18 protein-coding genes are annotated in these 17,432 nt (G+C 67.8%); 13 read left to right on the top strand and 5 right to left on the bottom strand.

What is annotated here, in order from left to right:
* Positions 1 to 210 precede the first annotated feature (210 nt).
* The 3 genes from pheS to pheT are packed head-to-tail and all read left to right on the top strand — an operon-like array spanning position 211 to position 4,292.
* The gene (gene pheS, locus KIP89_RS08375; RefSeq protein ID WP_213754925.1) at positions 211 to 1,311 is read left to right on the top strand and encodes a phenylalanine--tRNA ligase subunit alpha; all 1,101 of its coding nucleotides are present in this window, start codon (positions 211 to 213) and stop codon (positions 1,309 to 1,311) included.
* Positions 1,308 to 1,871, top strand: a complete 564-nt coding sequence (locus tag KIP89_RS08370) for a hypothetical protein (protein ID WP_250152281.1) — start codon at positions 1,308 to 1,310, stop codon at positions 1,869 to 1,871. The genes pheS and KIP89_RS08370 overlap by 4 nt, the downstream gene beginning before the upstream one ends.
* Before the next feature lie 15 nt (positions 1,872 to 1,886).
* Positions 1,887 to 4,292 (top strand): phenylalanine--tRNA ligase subunit beta, encoded by a 2,406-nt coding sequence (gene pheT, locus KIP89_RS08365; protein ID WP_213754924.1) that lies wholly within the window; start codon positions 1,887 to 1,889, stop codon positions 4,290 to 4,292.
* A gap of 120 nt (positions 4,293 to 4,412) precedes the next feature.
* Here pheT and KIP89_RS08360 read toward each other — a convergent pair whose 3' ends face one another.
* Complete coding sequence (locus KIP89_RS08360) at positions 4,413 to 5,756, bottom strand: flavin monoamine oxidase family protein (RefSeq protein WP_213754923.1); 1,344 nt, start codon at positions 5,754 to 5,756, stop codon at positions 4,413 to 4,415.
* A gap of 274 nt (positions 5,757 to 6,030) precedes the next feature.
* Between KIP89_RS08360 and KIP89_RS08355 the strand changes: the two genes are divergently transcribed.
* Positions 6,031 to 6,708, top strand: coding sequence for a sulfate transporter family protein (locus tag KIP89_RS08355; protein WP_213754922.1), 678 nt, complete (start codon positions 6,031 to 6,033; stop codon positions 6,706 to 6,708).
* Positions 6,709 to 6,715: 7 nt separating this feature from the next.
* On the opposite strand, the gene nth is transcribed toward KIP89_RS08355, so the two are convergent.
* Positions 6,716 to 7,612: an endonuclease III gene (gene nth, locus KIP89_RS08350; protein ID WP_213754921.1), complete on the bottom strand. Its 897-nt coding sequence runs from the start codon at positions 7,610 to 7,612 to the stop codon at positions 6,716 to 6,718.
* A 22-nt stretch (positions 7,613 to 7,634) separates the two neighbouring features.
* Between nth and KIP89_RS08345 the strand changes: the two genes are divergently transcribed.
* Together KIP89_RS08345 and KIP89_RS08340 are read left to right on the top strand one after the other, a co-directional pair.
* A complete protein-coding gene (locus tag KIP89_RS08345; protein WP_213754920.1) occupies positions 7,635 to 8,165 on the top strand; it encodes a DUF2244 domain-containing protein in 531 nt (176 codons plus the stop codon).
* 66 nt (positions 8,166 to 8,231) lie between these two features.
* Positions 8,232 to 9,128, top strand: a complete 897-nt coding sequence (locus tag KIP89_RS08340; RefSeq protein WP_369807083.1) for a methylated-DNA--[protein]-cysteine S-methyltransferase — start codon at positions 8,232 to 8,234, stop codon at positions 9,126 to 9,128.
* Positions 9,129 to 9,145: 17 nt separating this feature from the next.
* Here the strand turns inward: KIP89_RS08340 and KIP89_RS08335 are convergent, their stop codons facing one another.
* The 3 genes from KIP89_RS08335 to dapB are packed head-to-tail and all read right to left on the bottom strand — an operon-like array spanning position 9,146 to position 11,027.
* Complete coding sequence (locus tag KIP89_RS08335) at positions 9,146 to 9,487, bottom strand: SMR family transporter (RefSeq protein ID WP_213754918.1); 342 nt, start codon at positions 9,485 to 9,487, stop codon at positions 9,146 to 9,148.
* Between the two features lie 43 nt (positions 9,488 to 9,530).
* Positions 9,531 to 10,154 carry a 2,3-bisphosphoglycerate-dependent phosphoglycerate mutase gene (locus tag KIP89_RS08330; protein ID WP_213754917.1) on the bottom strand — a complete coding sequence of 208 codons (624 nt, stop codon included), beginning with the start codon at positions 10,152 to 10,154 and terminating at the stop codon, positions 9,531 to 9,533.
* A gap of 57 nt (positions 10,155 to 10,211) precedes the next feature.
* A complete protein-coding gene (dapB, locus tag KIP89_RS08325; RefSeq protein WP_213754916.1) occupies positions 10,212 to 11,027 on the bottom strand; it encodes a 4-hydroxy-tetrahydrodipicolinate reductase in 816 nt (271 codons plus the stop codon).
* Between the two features lie 324 nt (positions 11,028 to 11,351).
* On the opposite strand from dapB, the gene KIP89_RS08320 reads away from it, so the two are divergent.
* The 7 genes from KIP89_RS08320 (at position 11,352) to KIP89_RS08290 (ending at position 17,286) form a co-directional block, all read left to right on the top strand.
* On the top strand, positions 11,352 to 13,112 hold the full coding sequence (locus KIP89_RS08320; protein WP_213754915.1) for an acetolactate synthase 3 large subunit: 1,761 nt from the start codon (positions 11,352 to 11,354) through the stop codon (positions 13,110 to 13,112).
* 176 nt (positions 13,113 to 13,288) lie between these two features.
* A complete protein-coding gene (gene ilvN, locus KIP89_RS08315; protein ID WP_213754914.1) occupies positions 13,289 to 13,804 on the top strand; it encodes an acetolactate synthase small subunit in 516 nt (171 codons plus the stop codon).
* Between the two features lie 88 nt (positions 13,805 to 13,892).
* Positions 13,893 to 14,837 (top strand): DMT family transporter, encoded by a 945-nt coding sequence (locus KIP89_RS08310; protein WP_369807082.1) that lies wholly within the window; start codon positions 13,893 to 13,895, stop codon positions 14,835 to 14,837.
* 94 nt (positions 14,838 to 14,931) lie between these two features.
* A complete protein-coding gene (locus KIP89_RS08305; RefSeq protein ID WP_213754913.1) occupies positions 14,932 to 15,582 on the top strand; it encodes a TetR/AcrR family transcriptional regulator C-terminal domain-containing protein in 651 nt (216 codons plus the stop codon).
* Positions 15,583 to 15,605: 23 nt separating this feature from the next.
* The gene (ilvC, locus tag KIP89_RS08300; RefSeq protein ID WP_213754912.1) at positions 15,606 to 16,625 is read left to right on the top strand and encodes a ketol-acid reductoisomerase; all 1,020 of its coding nucleotides are present in this window, start codon (positions 15,606 to 15,608) and stop codon (positions 16,623 to 16,625) included.
* Positions 16,626 to 16,799: 174 nt separating this feature from the next.
* A complete protein-coding gene (locus KIP89_RS08295; RefSeq protein ID WP_213754911.1) occupies positions 16,800 to 17,093 on the top strand; it encodes a BrnT family toxin in 294 nt (97 codons plus the stop codon).
* Between the two features lie 4 nt (positions 17,094 to 17,097).
* Positions 17,098 to 17,286: a hypothetical protein gene (locus KIP89_RS08290; protein WP_213754910.1), complete on the top strand. Its 189-nt coding sequence runs from the start codon at positions 17,098 to 17,100 to the stop codon at positions 17,284 to 17,286.
* Positions 17,287 to 17,432 lie beyond the last annotated feature (146 nt).

Below are 17,432 nucleotides of genomic sequence, written 5' to 3'. Positions count from 1 at the left end.
GCCGGAAGCCCCGCGCGCAAGCGTTGGGGCTTTTTGCGTTGGCGGCTTTGCGCCTCAAACGCGTCCGGCTATAAGCGCGCCTGATCGCCCCCGCTTCACGCCGTCATGGCCGGGCCTGGCCCGGCCATTCCTGCCTTTCGTCCGCGCCTGCAAGGCGTGGATCCCCGGGCCGCGCCCGGGGATGACGTCGCCACGTTTCGAGGTTCATTCATGTCCGTCGCCGCCCTTCCCGATCTCGACGCGCTGGAGCGCGAGCTTCTCGCCGCCATCGCTGCCGCCGCCGATGAAGCCGCGCTGGAAGCGGTGCGCATCGCCGCCCTCGGCAAGAAGGGCTCGGTCTCCGAGCTGCTCAAGGGGCTGGGAGGCATGACCCCGGACGAGCGCAAGACCGCCGGGCCGGCGATCAACGGCCTGCGCGACCGGCTCAATGAGGGCCTCACCGCCCGCCGCACCGCGTTGAAGGCCGCCGCGCTGGCCAAGCGGCTGGAGACCGAGCGCGTCGATGTCAGCCTGCCGGTGCGCGAGGCGAGCGCCGAGACGGGCCGCCTCCACCCGATCAGCCAGGTGATCGACGAACTCACCGCGATCTTCGCCGATATGGGCTTCTCGGTGGCGGAAGGCCCGGACATCGAGGACGACTTCCACAATTTCACCGCGCTGAACTTCCCCGAGGGGCATCCGGCGCGCGAGATGCACGACACGTTCTATCTGCCGACCAAGGAGGATGGCTCGCGCCTCGTGCTGCGCACCCACACCTCGCCGGTGCAGGTGCGCACCATGCTGTCGAAGAAGCCGCCGATCCGCGTCATCTGCCCCGGCCGCACCTATCGCTCGGACAGCGACCAGACCCACACGCCGATGTTCCATCAGGTCGAGGGGCTGGTCATCGACAAGGGCTCCAATCTCGGCCACCTGAAGTGGATCCTCGAGGAGTTCTGCAAGGCGTTCTTCGAGGTCGACAACGTCAAGATGCGGTTCCGCCCGTCCTTCTTCCCGTTCACCGAGCCGTCCATGGAGGTCGACATCCAGTGCGACCGTTCCCGTCCGGGCGAGATCCGCTTCGGCGAGGGCTCGGACTGGCTGGAGATCCTCGGCTGCGGCATGGTCCACCCGAATGTGCTGCGCAATTGCGGGCTGGACCCGGACGAGTATCAGGGCTTCGCCTGGGGCATGGGCATCGACCGCATCGCCATGCTGAAATACGGGATGCCGGATTTGCGCGCCTTCTTCGAGGCGGATGTGCGCTGGCTGTCCCATTACGGGTTCCGCCCGCTCGACTTCCCGACGCTCGCGGGAGGGCTCAGCGTATGATCAAGGCACCCGACTGGTCCATCGAGCGTCTGCGCGGGATGGAAACGCCCCAGCTCAAGCAGCTCCTCGCCAATGCCGAAAAGCGCGGCGCCTCGGACATCGCCGCCCGATGCGAGGAGGTGCTGGCCGAGCGCGGCCCGGCCCCTCGCGGTACCGCCTCATCGGGCAGGGCGACCTTGGCTAAATCCTCTCCCGTCCGGCGCACGGGCCGGGATGTTGTGCGCGAATTCCACTTCGTCTGCGAGAACGATCGTGGCGTCAGTACCGATGGTGAGGGCTTCTTCTGGACAGGCTCCTGGATCGTATCCGAGGAAGAAGTCATCAAGGCTATTGAAGCTGGCGCGAAGGTGGCGCTGCACAAGTCGCGTACGGACCTGTCCTACCGCCAAGGTAAGATTCTCGATTATCGGAAGACCGCCCGTGACATGGTCAAGAAGCGCAATATCGGTATCGAGTTCCTCATCGCTGCTGATGACGTACCGCTCGCCTGGTTCGGCGACGGAACCGGTGAGAAGGGCTACCGCTGGGCCAGCGACGCCCCGAACAGCAAACAAGCGTAACGTTAGGGCTCTCCCATGAAATTCACCCTCTCCTGGCTGCGTGAGCACCTGTCCGGCGACTACACGCTCGACGATGTGACGGGCACGCTGAACCGCATCGGCTTCGAGGTCGAGGGCGTCGAGGACAAGGCGGCCAAGCTCAAGGGCTTCTCCATCGCCTATGTGGTCTCCGCCGAACAGCACCCCAATGCCGACAAGCTGCGCGTCTGCAGGGTCGATACCGGCGTGGGCGAGCCCGTGCAGGTGGTGTGCGGCGCGCCGAACGCGCGCACCGGCATGAAAAGCGTGTTCTCCCCGCCCGGCACCTATATTCCCGGCAAGGACATCACGCTCGGCATCGGCACCATTCGCGGCGTCGAGAGCCGGGGCATGCTGTGCTCGGCGGCTGAGCTGCAGCTCTCCGAGGACCATGACGGCATCATCGACCTGCCGGCCGACGCGCCGGTCGGTGCTGTTTATGTCGATTGGGCCGGCTTCGGCGATCCCGTCATCGAGATCGCGGTGACGCCGAACCGGGCGGATGGGCTCGGCATTTTCGGCATTGCCCGTGACCTCGCCGCCGCTGGCGTCGGCACGCTGATCGAGGCGCCGATCGCGCCCGTGGCAGGCAGCTTCCCGTGCCCGGTCACGGTGACGATTGCGGCCGATGCGCCGTGCCCGGCCTTCGCGCTGCGGCTCATTCGCGGCGTGAAGAACGGCCCCTCGCCGGACTGGCTGCAGGCCAAGCTGCGCGCCATCGGGCTCAGGCCCATCAACGCGCTGGTGGATGTGACCAATTTCCTCACCTTCGACCGCAACCGGCCGCTGCATGTGTTCGATGCCGGCAAGGTGCACGGTAACCTCGTTGTGCGCCGCGCGGTGGCGGGCGAGAGCCTGCTGGCGCTCGACGGCAAGACCTATGCGCTGGACGAGACGATGTGCGTCATCGCCGATGACAAGGCGGTGGAATCGCTGGCCGGCGTCATGGGCGGCGAGGAATCCGGCTGCGACGAGGCGACCGTCGACGTGCTCGTCGAATCCGCCCTGTGGGAGCCGATCAACATCGCCCAGACCGGCCGCAAGCTCGGGCTGAACTCGGATGCGCGCTTCCGCTTCGAGCGCGGCATCGATCCGGCCTTCACCGTTCCCGGCCTGGAACTGGCGACCAAGCTCATCCTCGATCTGTGCGGCGGCGAGCCGTCGCAGGTCGTGCTGGCCGGCGCGGTGCCGGACACCACGCGCGTCATCGAGTTCCCGCTCAGCCTCACCGAAAAGCTCACCGGCCTGGTGGCTGATGATGCCGAGCAGGTGGCGACGCTGACCCGCCTCGGCTTCACGGTTGAGGGCACCAGCGGCACGGTGCGCGTCACCCCGCCGAGCTGGCGCGGCGACATCGAGGGCAAGGCGGATCTCGTGGAAGAGGTGATCCGCATCGCCGGTCTCGACCGCGTGCCCTCGCTGCCCTTCCCGCGTGACGAGACCGCCCGCAAGCCGGTGCTGACCACGCTGCAATTGCGCACCCGCAAGGCCAAGCGTGCGCTGGCCGCGCGTGGTCTGGTCGAGGCCGTCACCTGGTCCTTCGTGCCGAAGGCGCAGGCGGAAGCGTTCGGCGGCGGCCAGCCCGCGCTGGCGCTCGCCAACCCGATTGCCTCGGACCTCTCCGACATGCGCCCGAGCCTGCTGCCGGGGCTGATCCGCGCCGCGCAGGCCAATGCCGACCGAGGGCAGGGCGATGTGGCGCTGTTCGAGGTCGGGCAGATCTTCAAGGGCGCCCGCCCGCAGGACCAGTTCATGGCCGCGACCGGCCTGCGCCGCGCCACCGCCAAGCCGGCGGGCGCGGGGCGCCACTGGTCGGCCAAGGCGATGAGCGTCGATGCCTTCGACGCCAAGGCGGACGCGCTGGCGGTGCTCGCCGCCTGCGGCGCGCCGGTGGCCAATCTGCAGATCTCGACCGACGCCCCGGCCTGGTTCCATCCCGGCCGTTCCGGCACCTTCCGGCTCGGGCCGAACGCCATCGGCCATTTCGGCGAACTGCACCCCTCGGTGCTGGAGGCACTCGATGCCGATGGCCCCCTTGTCGGCTTCGAGCTGCTGATCGACCGCATCCCCGAGCCCAAGGCCAAGGCGACGCGAGTGAAGCCGCTGCTCGACCTCGCGGCCTTCCAGCCGGTGGAGCGCGACTTCGCCTTCGTCGTCGCCCGTTCCGTGGCGGCGGGCGACATCGTCAAGGCGGCGGCCGGCGTTGATCGCAAGCTGATCACGGCGGTGAACGTGTTCGACGTCTATGAGGGGCCGGGGATTGAGGCCGACAAGAAGTCGGTGGCGCTCTCCGTCACGCTCCAGCCGCGCGAGAAGACGCTGACCGACGCGGAGATCGAGGCGGTGGCGGCCCGCATCGTCGCCGACGTCGCCAAGAAGACCGGCGCCACGCTGCGCGGGTGACGTAGCCGGCTAGCCGTCATCCCGGACGGCCGTCAGGCCGATCCGGGATCGTCGGCTGTTCCGGGAGCGATTCCGGCTCTCCGGCTGCGCCGGCGGCCGGATGACGGTGGTTGGAGCGGTTCAGGCCGGGCCGCCCACCACACGCAGCGCCTTGGCGGCAGCCACTTCGCCCGAGGCGAAGGCGCCCGCCAGCGTGCCCCAGTCGGTGAGCGAGGTGTACTCTCCGGCGAGGAAGATGCGGTTCTGCACGGGATCGCCGAACAGCCGGCGCAGCGCGCCCTGTCCGGGCATGGCGCTGGCCATCGCGCCGCGAAACAGCGGATCGGCGCTCCAGCGCGAGGCGACCACCTCGCGGACCGCCTCGCCCACCCCGCCGCCAAAAGCGCGGTCGAGGAAGGCGCGGGCAAGCTCCAGCGCCGCCGCCTCGCCCTTCTCGGCGATGGCGCGGGCCGGCGCGCCGCCAAAGGTCAGCACATGCAGGTCCGAGCCGTTGATGCGCCCGCGCAGCCGTGCGCCGGGCGCGGTCCCGTCGCGGCTGGCCAGCACGCCCTCATCCGGCTCAAGTTCCAGCGGATTGCCCGGCAGCAGGAAGCCGACCTGCTCCAGCGTCCCGGCTGGAAAGGCCCGGAAGGCCGCGAGGAGGCGGGGCGGCAGCACCGGGTTGAAGCGGATCGCGCCGGCCGCGATCACCGGTGCCGGCACGGCGAGGACGATGGCGCGGGCGCGGATCGTCGTGCGCTGCCCGGCGATGGAGAGCGTGTGGTAGCGCCCGCTATTGGTGATGAGGTTGACCGTGGCATGGGTCTGCCGGTTCAGCCCCGCGCCCAGCGCCTCGATCAGCGCCCCGACGCCGAGCGGGCTCGTCGCGTCGTCCGGCGGCACGTCGCGCAAAGCGAGATCGAGGGTCGAGAGCGCGTCGAGCTCCTTGCCGAGGGCGAGCGGCCCCAATCGCGCGGCGGCGAGGGCCGACCACGGGCCGGGCGGCGGCAGCACGCGGGCGACCGCGACATCGCGGCCCGCATCCGCTGCCGTCACGATATCCCGGCGCGCCCGGCCCAGCGCGGCGCTGAAGCCATCATAGGCGCTCTCGGACGCGGGATGGCCGTCGACATAGAGCCGGTCGCCCGGCAGCCCGCTCACCGGCAGCCCCGCCGCGCCGGCGGCGCTCGCCAGCCCGCTGCCAGCCCGCCCGAAGCTGGCGGTGCCAAGATCAACGGGCAGGCCGAAGGCCGTATCGGTGCGCGCCCGCCCGCCGAGCCGCTCGCCGGCCTCCAGCAGCACATGGCTGCGCCCGGCCTGCGCGATCCTCAGCCCGGCGGCGATCCCCGCCGCTCCGCCGCCGATGATGGCAATGTCGACCTCGGCCACGCTCTGGGCCAGCGCCGTGCCGATCGCCGGCCCGGCCAGCAGCGCCGCGCCGCCGGCGAGCAGCCCGCGCCGCGAGAAAAGGCCGCGCTCCGTCATGCCTCGAACACCCCCGGAAAATCCGCTCCTGCTCTAGCATGCGCCGCCGCCCGGCCAAAGGCCCGGCCCGAACGCCGGAAACAGCCAGCTAAGTAGCTGCTGTGAATCATGTTTTGTTCGCACGGGAACGAATCGGGACTCTTCCAGCGAATCGCAAATGGCAAGGATAAAAGGTCCGGCCGGAATCGCCCGCGGCCTCGGTTCGGATGCGCCACCCCTTGAGGTGCCGTTGCGTCGTGGTTACGTAACGTGGACCGGGGAGCGGCGAATCGACATGTTGCAGGACGCATTGAGGGCTTTTGCCCTGACCTTCTCCCGCGAATATCGTCGCGTCTTGCTGCGCTCCATCGCGCTCGCCATCGCGCTTCTGGTCGCGCTCGGGGTCGGCGCCTATTACGCGCTGACCTATTTCGTCGCGCTGGACATGCCGTGGGCCGAGATGACGCTGGAAATCCTCGGCGTGGTCGGCATCATCGCCGGGGCGATCTTTCTGGTCCCACCGGTCACCTCACTGGTCGCCGGCTTTTTCCTCGACGATGTCGCCGCGCACGTCGAGCGATCGGAATTTCTCGATCAGGAACAAGGCACTGCGCTGCCGATCGGTCGCTCGCTGGTACTCACCATCAAGTTCTTCGGCGTGATGGTGGCGGTGAACCTGGTCGCCCTGCTGCTTTTGCTGGTGCCGGGCGTGAATCTTGTCGTGTTCTACGTCGCCAATGGCTATCTGCTCGGCCGGGAATACTTCCAGCTTGCCGCCATGCGCTACCGCAGCGAGGACGAGGTGGCGCTGGTGCGGCGCCATCACGCGCTGGGCATCTTCCTCGCCGGCCTGATCATCGCGGTGGTGGTCTCGATCCCGATCCTCAACCTCGTCACCCCGGTCTTCGCCACCATCTTCATGGTGCGGCTGCATAAGCGGCTCACCCGCTCGCGCTCCTACGCACGCCGCTAAGGGCTTGTCAGGCCGTCGTTTTCTCCGGCCAGCGGCACAGATCCGCGATCAGGCAGGCCGGGCAGTCCGGGCGGATCGCCTTGCACACATAGCGCCCGTGCAGGATCAGCCAGTGATGGGCGTGCAGCTTGAAGTGGTCGGGAATGACCGCCTCCAGCCCCAGTTCCACCTCCAGCGGCGTCTTGCCGGCGGCCAGGCCAGTGCGGTTGGCGACGCGGAACAGATGCGTGTCGACGGCAATAGTCGGCAGGCCGAAGGCAATGTTGAGCACCACATTGGCCGTCTTGCGGCCGACGCCGGGCAGTGTTTCCAGTGCCGCCCGGTCGGGCGGCACCTGCCCGCCATGCTCGCCGATCAGCCGGCGGGACAGCTCCACCACATTCTTCGCCTTGCCGCGATACAACCCCAGCGTGCGGATGTGCTGGGCGACGCCTTCCTCACCCAGCGCCACCATGGCCTCTGGCGTCGGCGCAGCCGCGAACAGGCCGCGCGTGGCCTTGTTCACCCCGGTGTCGGTCGCCTGCGCGGACAGCACCACGGCGACCAGCAGGGTAAAAGGATCGTGATATTCCAGCTCGCCCACCGGCTCGGGATTGGCCGCCGCGAAGCGGGCGAAGGCGGTCTCGACCTCGGCCGCGCTCCACGGTGCGAAGGCCCCGCCGAGGGCGGCTGCTGCCGCATTGGCGACGGCCCGGCGGCGCGCGGGACGCGAGGCCGCCTGCACCTCCAGCGCCACCTTGCCCGGTGAGGACTTGGCGGGCGATCCCTTGATCCGGGGAGGCTTGGGCTGTGGGAGCTTGGCCCCTGTTCTCTTTGCCCCTGATGCCGCACGTGTTTTGGCGGCGCCGGGAGCCTGTCCCGCGCCGCCGCGCCGCAGCCCCGAATCCTTGTCGTCATCAGCCATTTTCGACCTATAATGCGGGGCGATGAACCCTGCCACTCCCGCCACCGAGACCGAGCACGAAACGGACGGCGAGCCGACCCTGTTTGCGGTCCGGCTGCGGCCGCATCGCTCGCTCGACCAGCGCGGCTTTCTCATCGTCATGGTCATTGTGGCGGGTATCAGCTTCGTCTGTGGCACCGCCTTCCTGCTGATGGGAGCCTGGCCAGTGTTCGGCCTGTTTGGGCTCGACGTGCTCGCCATCTGGTGGGCGTTCCGCGTGAATTTTCGCTCGGCGCGGGCCACCGAGGAAATCACCGTCACACCGAGCCTCGTCACCATCCGCCAGACCGCGCCGGACGGGCGGGCGCGCGAGGCGCAGATGAACCCGCTCTGGACCCGGCTGCACCGCGAATTGCATGAGGATTACGGCCTGCAGCGCCTGACGCTGGAGACGCGCGGCCAGCCGGTCGAGGTGGGCGGCTTCCTGCACACCGCCCAGCGCGAAGAACTGGCGAGCGGCCTCTCGCTGGCGCTCGCGCAGGCCAAGCGCGGCGTGGTGCGCTCCAGTTTCTGAAACGCACGTCGAAATCGGGTGGCCCGGCCACCCGGTGCATGGTCGGGTGAGGCCAGCAGGAGGAGAATGACCGTGCTCGCGCCAAATTTCGATGCCGCCCATCCGCTGGAAATCGCCGCCGCCGATTACGAGATCGTGCGCCGGGCAGTCGAATATGTGAATCTGCGCTTCCGCGATCAGCCCGAGGTCGAGGAGATCGCCCGCGCCGCCGGGGTGCATCCGCGCGCGCTCACCGATCTGTTCCGCCGCTGGTGCGGCCTCACCCCGAAGGACTTCCTGCAGGCGGTGACGATCGACGCGGCCCGCCGCGTGCTCACCGAATCCGGCAATGTGCTGGATGCCGCCTATGAGGTCGGCCTCTCCGGCCCCGGCCGACTGCATGATCTGTTCGTGGTGCATGAATCCATGTCGCCGGGCGAATGGAAGACCGGCGGCGCCGGCCTCGTGGTGCGCTACGGCTTCCACGCCTCGCCCTTCGGCTCGGCCCTCGCCATGGTCACGCCGCGCGGCCTGTGCGGCCTCGCCTTCGCCGATGACGGCGAGGAGGATGCCGCGCTTGCCGATATGCGCCGGCGCTGGCCGAACGCGCTCTATATCGAGGATCCGCTGGCGACCGCGCCCTATGCCGCGCGCATCTTCGATCGCGGCTCATGGCGGCCGGACGACCCGCTGCGCATCGTCTTCATCGGCACCGATTTCGAGGTGCAGGTGTGGGAGACGCTGATGCGCATTCCGCTCGGCAAGGCCACCACCTATTCCACCATCGCCGGCTGCGTCGAGCGGCCCAAGGCGGCCCGCGCGGTGGGCGCGGCGATCGGCCGGAACCCGATGTCCTTCGTCGTGCCGTGCCATCGCGTGCTCGGCAAGAATGGCGATCTCACCGGCTATCACTGGGGCCTGACCCGCAAGCGGGCGATTCTCGGCTGGGAAGCGGGCCAGCTCTGCAAGGACTGGCAGGGCTGAGCGCGACGGCCGCGGCCCTAATGGGCGACGGTCTTCGAGAACAGGTTGATGACCAGAACCCCGGCGATGATCATGCCAAGGCCGATCACCGCCGGCAGGTCCAGCTTCTGCCCGTAATGGATCCACGCCACGGCGGTGATGAGCACGATGCCGAAGCCCGACCAGACCGCATAGGCGATGCCGGTCGGCACCGTGCGCAGCACGATGGACAGGCACCAGAAGGCGAAGACATAGCTCACCACGGTGATGAGGCTCGGCACGAGCCGGGTCAGCCCGTCCGAGCGCGCCAGCGCCGTGGTGCCCACCACCTCGGCGGCGATCGCGATCAGCAGCAGCACATAGGTGGCAAGCGTGTTCACGCGCGGGGCCTCTCCGCCGGGGTGGCCTGTCGGTGGCGGGCGTTCAGTGTGCCATGTCGGTGACGCTGGCCACCGTCGAATCCGCGTTCAGCCGGTAGATGATCGGCGCGCCGGTGGCGAGTTCGCGCTGCACGATCGCCTCGGGCGAGAGCTTCTCCAGCACCATGATCAGCGCCCGCAGCGAATTGCCGTGGGCGGCGACCAGCACCCGCTTGCCGCGCAGCACCTCGGGCAGGATCTCCTGCACGTAATAGGGCAGGGTGCGCGCCAGCGTGTCCTTCAAGCTCTCGCCGCCGGGCGGGGGCACGTCATAGGAGCGGCGCCAGATCAGCACCTGCTCCTCGCCCCATTTGACGCGGGCATCATCCTTGTTGAGGCCGGCGAGGTCGCCATAGTCCCGCTCGTTCAGGGCGATGTTGCGGGTGATCGGCAGGCCGGTCTGGCCCAGCTCGGTGAGCGCGAGATCGAGCGTCTTCTGCGCGCGGGAGAGTTCCGAGGTGAAGCAGACATCGAACTGGTAGCCCTCGTCCTTCAGCCGCTTGCCGGCGCGCTTGGCCTCCTCGACGCCGAGCGCCGTCAGGTCCGGGTCACGCCAGCCGGTGAACAGGTTCTTCAGGTTCCACTCGCTCTGGCCGTGACGGACGAGGACGAGGAGGCGGTCGGACATCGGGATTCTCCGTTCGGTCGGAAGGCGGCGGGTGGCGATGCGCTAATGGCGGTGAAACTAGAAGTCCCCGAGGCCGAGCACGTCGGCCATGGAATAGAGGCCCGGCTTGCGGCCTCGGCCCCAGCGGGCGGCGGCCAGCGCGCCGCGCGAGAAGATGCCGCGGTCCTCGGCCTTGTGCGCCAGCTCGATGCGCTCATGCGGGCCGGCGAAGATCACATTGTGCTCGCCCACCACCGTGCCGCCGCGCAGCGTAGCGAAGCCGATCTGCCCGGCCTCGCGCGCGCCGGTGAAGCCGTGGCGGGTGAACACGCCGTTTTCCGCGAGGCTGACGCCGCGCCCGTCCGCCGCCGCCTGGCCGAGCAGCAGCGCGGTGCCGGAGGGGGCGTCGATCTTGCGGTTGTGGTGCATCTCGACGACCTCGATGTCGAAGCCCTCGTCGAGCGTGCGCGCCACGCGCTTCACCAGCGCCGCCAGCAGGTTCACCCCGAGGCTCATATTGCCGGACTTGACGATCACGGCATGGCGGGCGGCAGCGGCGATCTTTTCCTCATCCTCGGCGGAAAAGCCGGTGGTGCCGATGACGTGGACGATGCGCGCCTGCGCGGCGAGGCCGGCATGGGCGACGCTCGCCGCCGGCACGGTGAAGTCGATCACCCCATCGGCCGCGACGAAGGCGGCGAGGGGATCGTCGGTCACGGTGATGCCGGTCGGCGGCAGGCCGGCAAGCTCGCCGGCGTCGCGGCCCACGAACTCCGAGCCTTCCGGCTCGCAGGCGCCCGCCAGCACGAGGTCCGGCGCCTCGGCAACGGCGCGGATGACCGTGCGGCCCATGCGCCCACCGGCGCCCACCACAACGAGCCGCATTTGCGTCATCTCAGGCCCTCACGCTGCACTGCACCGCGTATAGCGGCCTTCCGGTGTCACGAAAAGTGCTTGATCGTCAGACATTCTGCACGTTCCATGGCACTGCGCTTGACGGGCGGATCGCCGGGCTGTAGAGGTCGCGCAACTTTACGAAGGAGCGGCGCCGCAATGCGCAACAATATTATCCTTATCGTAGGACGGCGCGTCGCCGCGGAGTCTGCCTGACGGCAGTTCCGCTTAACGGTGACGCGCGAAAAATGGCCCCCTCCGGGGCCTTTTGATTTTCCAGCCCCCCGATCCGACGACAGAAGACGAGTTCAAGAGGAAACGACCATGATGCGCGAGATGACCGGCGCCGAAATGGTGATGCAGGCCCTGATCGATCAGGGTGTCGAGCACATGTTCGGCTATCCCGGTGGCGCCGTGCTGCCGATCTATGACGCGATGTTCCACCAGAACCAGGTGCGCCACATCCTCGTCCGCCACGAGCAGGGCGCGGTGCACATGGCGGAGGGCTATGCCCGCTCCTCCGGCAAGGTCGGCGTCGTCCTCGTCACCTCGGGCCCGGGTGCCACCAATGCGGTGACCGGCCTCACCGACGCGTTGCTGGATTCGATCCCGCTGGTCTGCATCACCGGCCAGGTGCCGACGCATCTGATCGGCTCGGACGCCTTCCAGGAATGCGACACGGTCGGTATCACCCGGCCCTGCACCAAGCACAACTACCTCGTCCGCGACGTGAACGACCTCGCCCGCGTCATGCACGAGGCGTTCTATGTCGCGCAGAACGGGCGTCCCGGCCCGGTCGTGGTCGACATCCCGAAGGACGTGCAGTTCGCCAGGGGCATCTATGTCGGCCCGGAGAACATCGAGCACAAGACCTATAAGCCGCGCCTCAAGGGCGACCCGGAGAAGATCAAGACGGCGGTCGAGATGCTGGCCAAGGCCAAGCGCCCGATCTTCTACACCGGCGGCGGCGTCATCAATTCCGGTCCCGAGGCGAGCCGCCTGCTGCGCGAATTCGCCCGGCTCACCGGCTATCCGGTCACCTCGACGCTGATGGGCCTCGGCGCCTATCCGGCGGCCGACAAGCAGTGGCTGGGCATGCTCGGCATGCACGGCACCTATGAAGCGAACATGGCGATGCATGATTGCGACGTCATGGTCTGCGTCGGCGCGCGCTTCGATGACCGCATCACCGGCCGCCTCGACGCCTTCTCGCCCGGCTCGAAGAAGATCCACATCGACATCGACCCGTCCTCGATCAACAAGAACGTCAAGGTCGACCTGCCGATCATCGGCGATGTGAAGCACGTCCTTGAGGACATGCTCACCGTCTGGCGCGGCATGAAGGTCGAGCCGGACCGGCAGGCCATCGCCGGCTGGTGGGGCCAGATCGACAAGTGGCGCGCCCGCAAGTCGCTCGCCTTCCAGCCTTCCAGCTCCATCATCAAGCCGCAGCAGGCCGTCAAGGCGCTGTACGACCAGGTGAAGGACAAGGACGTCTACATCACCACCGAGGTCGGCCAGCACCAGATGTGGGCGGCCCAGCACTTCCACTTCGAGGAGCCGAACCGCTGGATGACCTCTGGCGGCCTCGGCACCATGGGCTATGGCCTGCCCGCCGCCATCGGCGCGCAGGTGGCGCACCCGGACAGCCTCGTCATCGACATTGCCGGCGAGGCCTCGATCCAGATGTGCCTGCAGGAGCTCTCGACCGCGCTGCAGTTCAACCTGCCGGTCAAGGTGTTCGTGCTGAACAACGAATATATGGGCATGGTGCGCCAGTGGCAGGATCTGCTGCATGGCGGGCGCTACTCGCACTCCTATTCCGAGTCGCTGCCGGACTTCGTGAAGCTCGCCGAGGCCTATGGCGCGGTCGGCATCCGCTGCTCCAAGCCGGGCGACCTCGACGGCGCGATCCACGAGATGATCAACGTGAATCGCCCGGTGCTGTTCGACTGCCTGGTCGACAAGATGGAGAATTGCCTGCCGATGATCCCATCGGGCAAGCCGCATAACGAGATGATCCTGCCCGATCATCCCGAAGGGCTGGACGAGGCGATCAGCGAGGAAGGCAAGATGCTGGTGTGATGGCGCCTCGCGCCTGATCACGTCATGGCCGGGCTTGGCCCGGCCATCCACGCCTTTCACCGGAGCGCCGATCACGCCGGCGCGGATTGAAGTCGTGGATCCCCGGGTCAAGCCCGGGGATGACGGTCAAGAAGCTCACGGACAGCCATAGCCGCCACACCTTTTCAGAGTGCCCCATGCCCCCCGTCAACGAACCCGTCGAACGCCACACCCTCTCTCTGCTGGTCGATAACGAACCGGGCGTGCTTGCCCGCATCGTCGGCCTGTTCTCCGGGCGCGGCTACAACATCGACAGCCTGACCGTCTCCGAGGTCAGCCACGATTCCAAGCTCTCGCGCATCACCGTCGTCACCACCGGGGCGCCGCCGATCATCGAGCAGATCAAGAGCCAGCTTGACCGGCTGGTGCCGGTGCATCGCGTGGTCGACCTCACCGTGGTCGGCAAGGCGGTGGAGCGCGAGCTCGCCCTCATCAAGGTGCGCGGCAAGGGCGAGATCCGGCAGGAGGCGCTCTTGATCGCCGACAGTTTCCGCGCCCGCACGGTGGACACGACGCTGGAGAGCTTCGTGTTCGAGATCACCGGCAAGCCGGAGAAGATCGACCAGTTCGTCTCGCTGCTGGAGCCGCTTGGCCTCGTGGAAGTCTCGCGCACCGGCGTCGCCGCTATTGGCCGCGGGCCCGAAGGCATGTGAAGATGCCGCTTCGCGGGGCGCCTCCCGGGGTGCCTCGCGGCGCCTTGGGCCGGCCGCTCCGTCCTGAGGCGAGCGGAAGGCGGAAGACGTGAGCGACAGTGCAGGCACAATGCCGGCGGCGACCACCGGCAAACCGCTGTGGCTCCAGGCGGCGCCCTTCATCTTCCTGCTGCTGTGGTCGGGCGGGTTCGCCGTCGCCAAGATCGGCATTCTGTACACCGGGCCCTTCACCCTGCTGGCCTGGCGCTATGGCATCGTGCTCGCCGTGCTGTTGCCGCTGCTGGCCTGGTTCCGGCCGCCGCTGCCGCGCAGCCCGCGGGTCTATCTCGATCTCGCGGTGGTCGGCCTGCTCATCCAGGTGCTGTATTTCAATCTCAGCTATTTCGCCTTCAAGTTCGGAATCTCGGCCGGCGCGCTGGCGATCATCGTCTCGATGCAGCCGATCGTCGTCGGTCTCGCCGCTCCCGCCCTTGCGGGTGAGCGTGTCGGTGCCCGACGCTGGACAGGCCTGCTGCTCGGGCTGGTGGGCGCGGGGCTGGTGATCGCCTCGCGCTCGGCGATCGAGGTGACCTCGCCGGGCGTGCTGCTGCTCGCCATCGGCGCCCTGTTGGCCATGTGCGGCGGCGCGCTCTACGAGAAGCGCTTCGGCTCGCCGCAGCACCCGCTGGTGTCCAACACCGTGCAATGTGCGGTTGGCTTCCTGTGCACGCTTCCGCTGGCGCTGCTGCTGGAAGACGGCCATGTGATGTGGACCGGGCCGTTGATCGCGGCGTTGGCCTATCTCGTCATCGGAAATTCGCTCGTCGCCATTTCGCTCTATCTGGCGATGATCCGCGCCGGCGAGGTGTCGAAGGTGTCGGCGCTGTTCTTCCTTGTGCCACCCTGCACCGCGCTCATCGCCTGGGCTCTGCTCAATGAACAACTGGCGCCGTTGGCCTGGGTTGGCATGGCAATCGCCGCCTCGGGCGTCGCTCTTGCTTCCGCGCCGCCGATGTTCTGGCGCGCCCGCCTCTCCGCCCTGATCCGCCGCTGATGTGAGCCGAGCGGATTACCCGCTTGCGGAACCATCGCGCCTGCTGTAGGAGAACCGTAACGTACGGTACGGAAAATACGGAGCCCTCCGGCGCATGGCGACGGCCCCTGACGAGACTGGCGATGCCTTCACCGAGCGGCAGCAGGCCGTGCTCGATGCCGTGCTCGCGCTGATGGTCGAAGAGGGCGGCGACGTGACCATGACCATGGTGGCGCGGCGCGCCTCCTGCTCCAAGGAGAGCCTGTACAAATGGTTCGGTGACCGCGACGGCCTGCTCACCGCCACCGTGCGCTGGCAGGCCTCCAAGGTGCGGGCCGGCAATTACGACCGCCAGCGGCTCGACGTGCTGGCCCTGCGCGACAGCCTCACGCGCTTTGCCGCCAACTGGCTGGGCGTGATCTCCAGCCCGACCTCGATCGCGCTCAACCGCTTCGCCATCGCGCAGGCCGGCGCGCGCGGCTCCAATCTCGGCGCCATCATGCTGGCCAATGGGCGCTTCGCCATTGGCGAGCGCATCAAGCCGGTGCTGGAAGCGGGCCGCGACGCTGGGCTGATCGGCTTCGACGACAGCGAGACCGCCTTTCGCAGCTTTCTCGGCCTGGTCGGCCGCGACGTGCAGATCCGGCTCCTGCTGGGAGACAGGCTGACGCTCTCCCCGGCCGAGATCGAGCGTGACGCCGCCCGCGCCACCGACCAGTTCCTCGCCCTCTACGGCACCGGCACCGCCGGGCCGGTCTCCCATTAACGCGTCACACAAGGAGAACCCCCATGCGCGTTTATTACGATCGCGACGCCGATGTGAACCTGATCAAGGGCAAGAAGGTCGCCATCATCGGCTATGGCTCGCAGGGCCGCGCCCATGCGCTGAACCTCAAGGATTCCGGCGCCAAGGAAATCGCCATCGGCCTGAAGCCGACCTCGGCGACCGCCAAGAAGGTCGAGGCCGACGGCCTCAAGGTGATGACCGTCGCCGAGGCCGCCAAGTGGGCGGACCTGATGATGATGGCCACCCCGGACGAACTCCAGGCCGACATCTACCGCGACGAGATCGCCCCGAACATCCGTGACGGCGCCGCCATCGCCTTCGCGCACGGCCTCAACGTGCATTTCGGCCTGATCGAGCCGAAGAAGTCCGTCGACGTCGTCATGATCGCGCCGAAGGGCCCCGGCCACACCGTGCGCGGCGAATATGAGAAGGGCGGCGGCGTGCCCTGCCTCGTGGCGGTCCATCAGGACGCCTCGGGCAACGCGCTCGACCTCGCCCTCTCCTATGCCTGCGGCGTCGGCGGCGGCCGCTCGGGCATCATCGAGACCACCTTCAAGGAAGAGTGCGAGACCGACCTGTTCGGCGAGCAGGTCGTGCTCTGCGGCGGTCTGGTCGAGCTGATCCGCGCCGGCTTCGAGACGCTGGTGGAAGCCGGCTACGCCCCGGAAATGGCCTATTTCGAGTGCCTGCACGAAGTGAAGCTGATCGTCGACCTCATCTATGAGGGCGGCATCGCCAACATGAACTACTCGATCTCCAACACCGCCGAGTGGGGCGAGTATGTCTCCGGCCCGCGCATCATCACCGCCGAGACCAAGGCCGAGATGAAGCGCGTGCTGACCGACATCCAGACCGGCAAGTTCACCTCGGATTGGATGCAGGAATACAAGGCCGGCGCCGCCCGCTTCAAGGGCATCCGCCGCCTGAACGATTCGCACCAGATCGAGGAAGTCGGCGAGAAGCTGCGCGGCATGATGCCGTGGATCGGCAAGAACAAGCTGGTCGACAAGGCGAAGAACTGACGAATCAAACAAGCGGCAGTTGTCAACCGTGGCGGTATCTAGATATAGTTCTTCACAGTCAGTATGTGGCGTAAGTGCCTGACAATACTGATGGTCCGAATTTAATCGAATCCGCCACGGTTGACGTGCCCGTATCGCCCTTAACCTCACTGCGTTCATTCACGAGGTGCGGCAATGGGCGAGACGGACGATTTCGAGTGGGATGACGATAAGGACGCGGCGAACCGTGCGAAACACGGTTTGCCGCTCCTCTTTGGCGAGTTCGTCTTCGACGGTCGCCCGCGCTTCGAGCCGTCATCGCCGCGCCTCGTCGTGGAGGAGTCCCGCCACGTTGCGATGGCCGAGGTGGCCGGGCGTGTTATACTCTGCGTCTATGTCTGGAGAGGGCGCCGTCGGCGCCTTGTATCCGTAAGACCGGCGCATCGGAGCGAGAGACGTGTCTTCGCACAAGCCATCGAAAGAAGCTGAACGGTTGCTGCGCGACTTCGACTGGTCGAAGGTCGATGCGTTGACCGATGAACAGATCGTCGCGGCGGCGAAGGCGGACCCGGACAGCATCCTCCCCACCGAGGCAGAACTCGCGGAGTTCGATCTCGTCCTCCCCGCCAAGGCGCGGCGCGAGATGAAGGCGGGCAAGCCGCCCAAGGAAGCGGCCGAGTAGCGGCAGCCTTCAGACAGCCACCGACGATGAAAAAGGGCGACCTCGCGGGTCGCCCCTTTCGTTTGGGGTCTGCACCTGGGCCCCACGTCATGGCCGGGCCTGGCCCGGCCATCCACGCCTTTCCTCCGTCGCCCGCTGGGCCCAAG

Source organism: Ancylobacter radicis (assembly GCF_018449475.1).
GTDB lineage: Bacteria > Pseudomonadota > Alphaproteobacteria > Rhizobiales > Xanthobacteraceae > Ancylobacter > Ancylobacter radicis.
Note: the sequence above shows the minus strand (reverse complement) of the source record. Positions and strands in the feature narration are given on the sequence as shown.

What these genes read in the sequence shown, in the direction of transcription:
- nth (WP_213754921.1), bottom strand. Translation starts at nt 7,612, where the DNA reads ATGGCTGATGACGACAAGGATTCGGGGCTGCGGCGCGGCGGCGCGGGA.
- KIP89_RS08340 (WP_369807083.1), top strand. Translation starts at nt 8,232, where the DNA reads ATGACCGTGCTCGCGCCAAATTTCGATGCCGCCCATCCGCTGGAAATC.
- KIP89_RS08355 (WP_213754922.1), top strand. Translation starts at nt 6,031, where the DNA reads ATGTTGCAGGACGCATTGAGGGCTTTTGCCCTGACCTTCTCCCGCGAA.
- KIP89_RS08295 (WP_213754911.1), top strand. Translation starts at nt 16,800, where the DNA reads ATGGGCGAGACGGACGATTTCGAGTGGGATGACGATAAGGACGCGGCG.
- KIP89_RS08360 (WP_213754923.1), bottom strand. Translation starts at nt 5,756, where the DNA reads ATGACGGAGCGCGGCCTTTTCTCGCGGCGCGGGCTGCTCGCCGGCGGC.
- pheS (WP_213754925.1), top strand. Translation starts at nt 211, where the DNA reads ATGTCCGTCGCCGCCCTTCCCGATCTCGACGCGCTGGAGCGCGAGCTT.
- KIP89_RS08370 (WP_250152281.1), top strand. Translation starts at nt 1,308, where the DNA reads ATGATCAAGGCACCCGACTGGTCCATCGAGCGTCTGCGCGGGATGGAA.
- KIP89_RS08345 (WP_213754920.1), top strand. Translation starts at nt 7,635, where the DNA reads ATGAACCCTGCCACTCCCGCCACCGAGACCGAGCACGAAACGGACGGC.
- KIP89_RS08330 (WP_213754917.1), bottom strand. Translation starts at nt 10,154, where the DNA reads ATGTCCGACCGCCTCCTCGTCCTCGTCCGTCACGGCCAGAGCGAGTGG.
- KIP89_RS08320 (WP_213754915.1), top strand. Translation starts at nt 11,352, where the DNA reads ATGATGCGCGAGATGACCGGCGCCGAAATGGTGATGCAGGCCCTGATC.
- ilvN (WP_213754914.1), top strand. Translation starts at nt 13,289, where the DNA reads ATGCCCCCCGTCAACGAACCCGTCGAACGCCACACCCTCTCTCTGCTG.
- ilvC (WP_213754912.1), top strand. Translation starts at nt 15,606, where the DNA reads ATGCGCGTTTATTACGATCGCGACGCCGATGTGAACCTGATCAAGGGC.
- pheT (WP_213754924.1), top strand. Translation starts at nt 1,887, where the DNA reads ATGAAATTCACCCTCTCCTGGCTGCGTGAGCACCTGTCCGGCGACTAC.
- KIP89_RS08305 (WP_213754913.1), top strand. Translation starts at nt 14,932, where the DNA reads ATGGCGACGGCCCCTGACGAGACTGGCGATGCCTTCACCGAGCGGCAG.
- dapB (WP_213754916.1), bottom strand. Translation starts at nt 11,027, where the DNA reads ATGACGCAAATGCGGCTCGTTGTGGTGGGCGCCGGTGGGCGCATGGGC.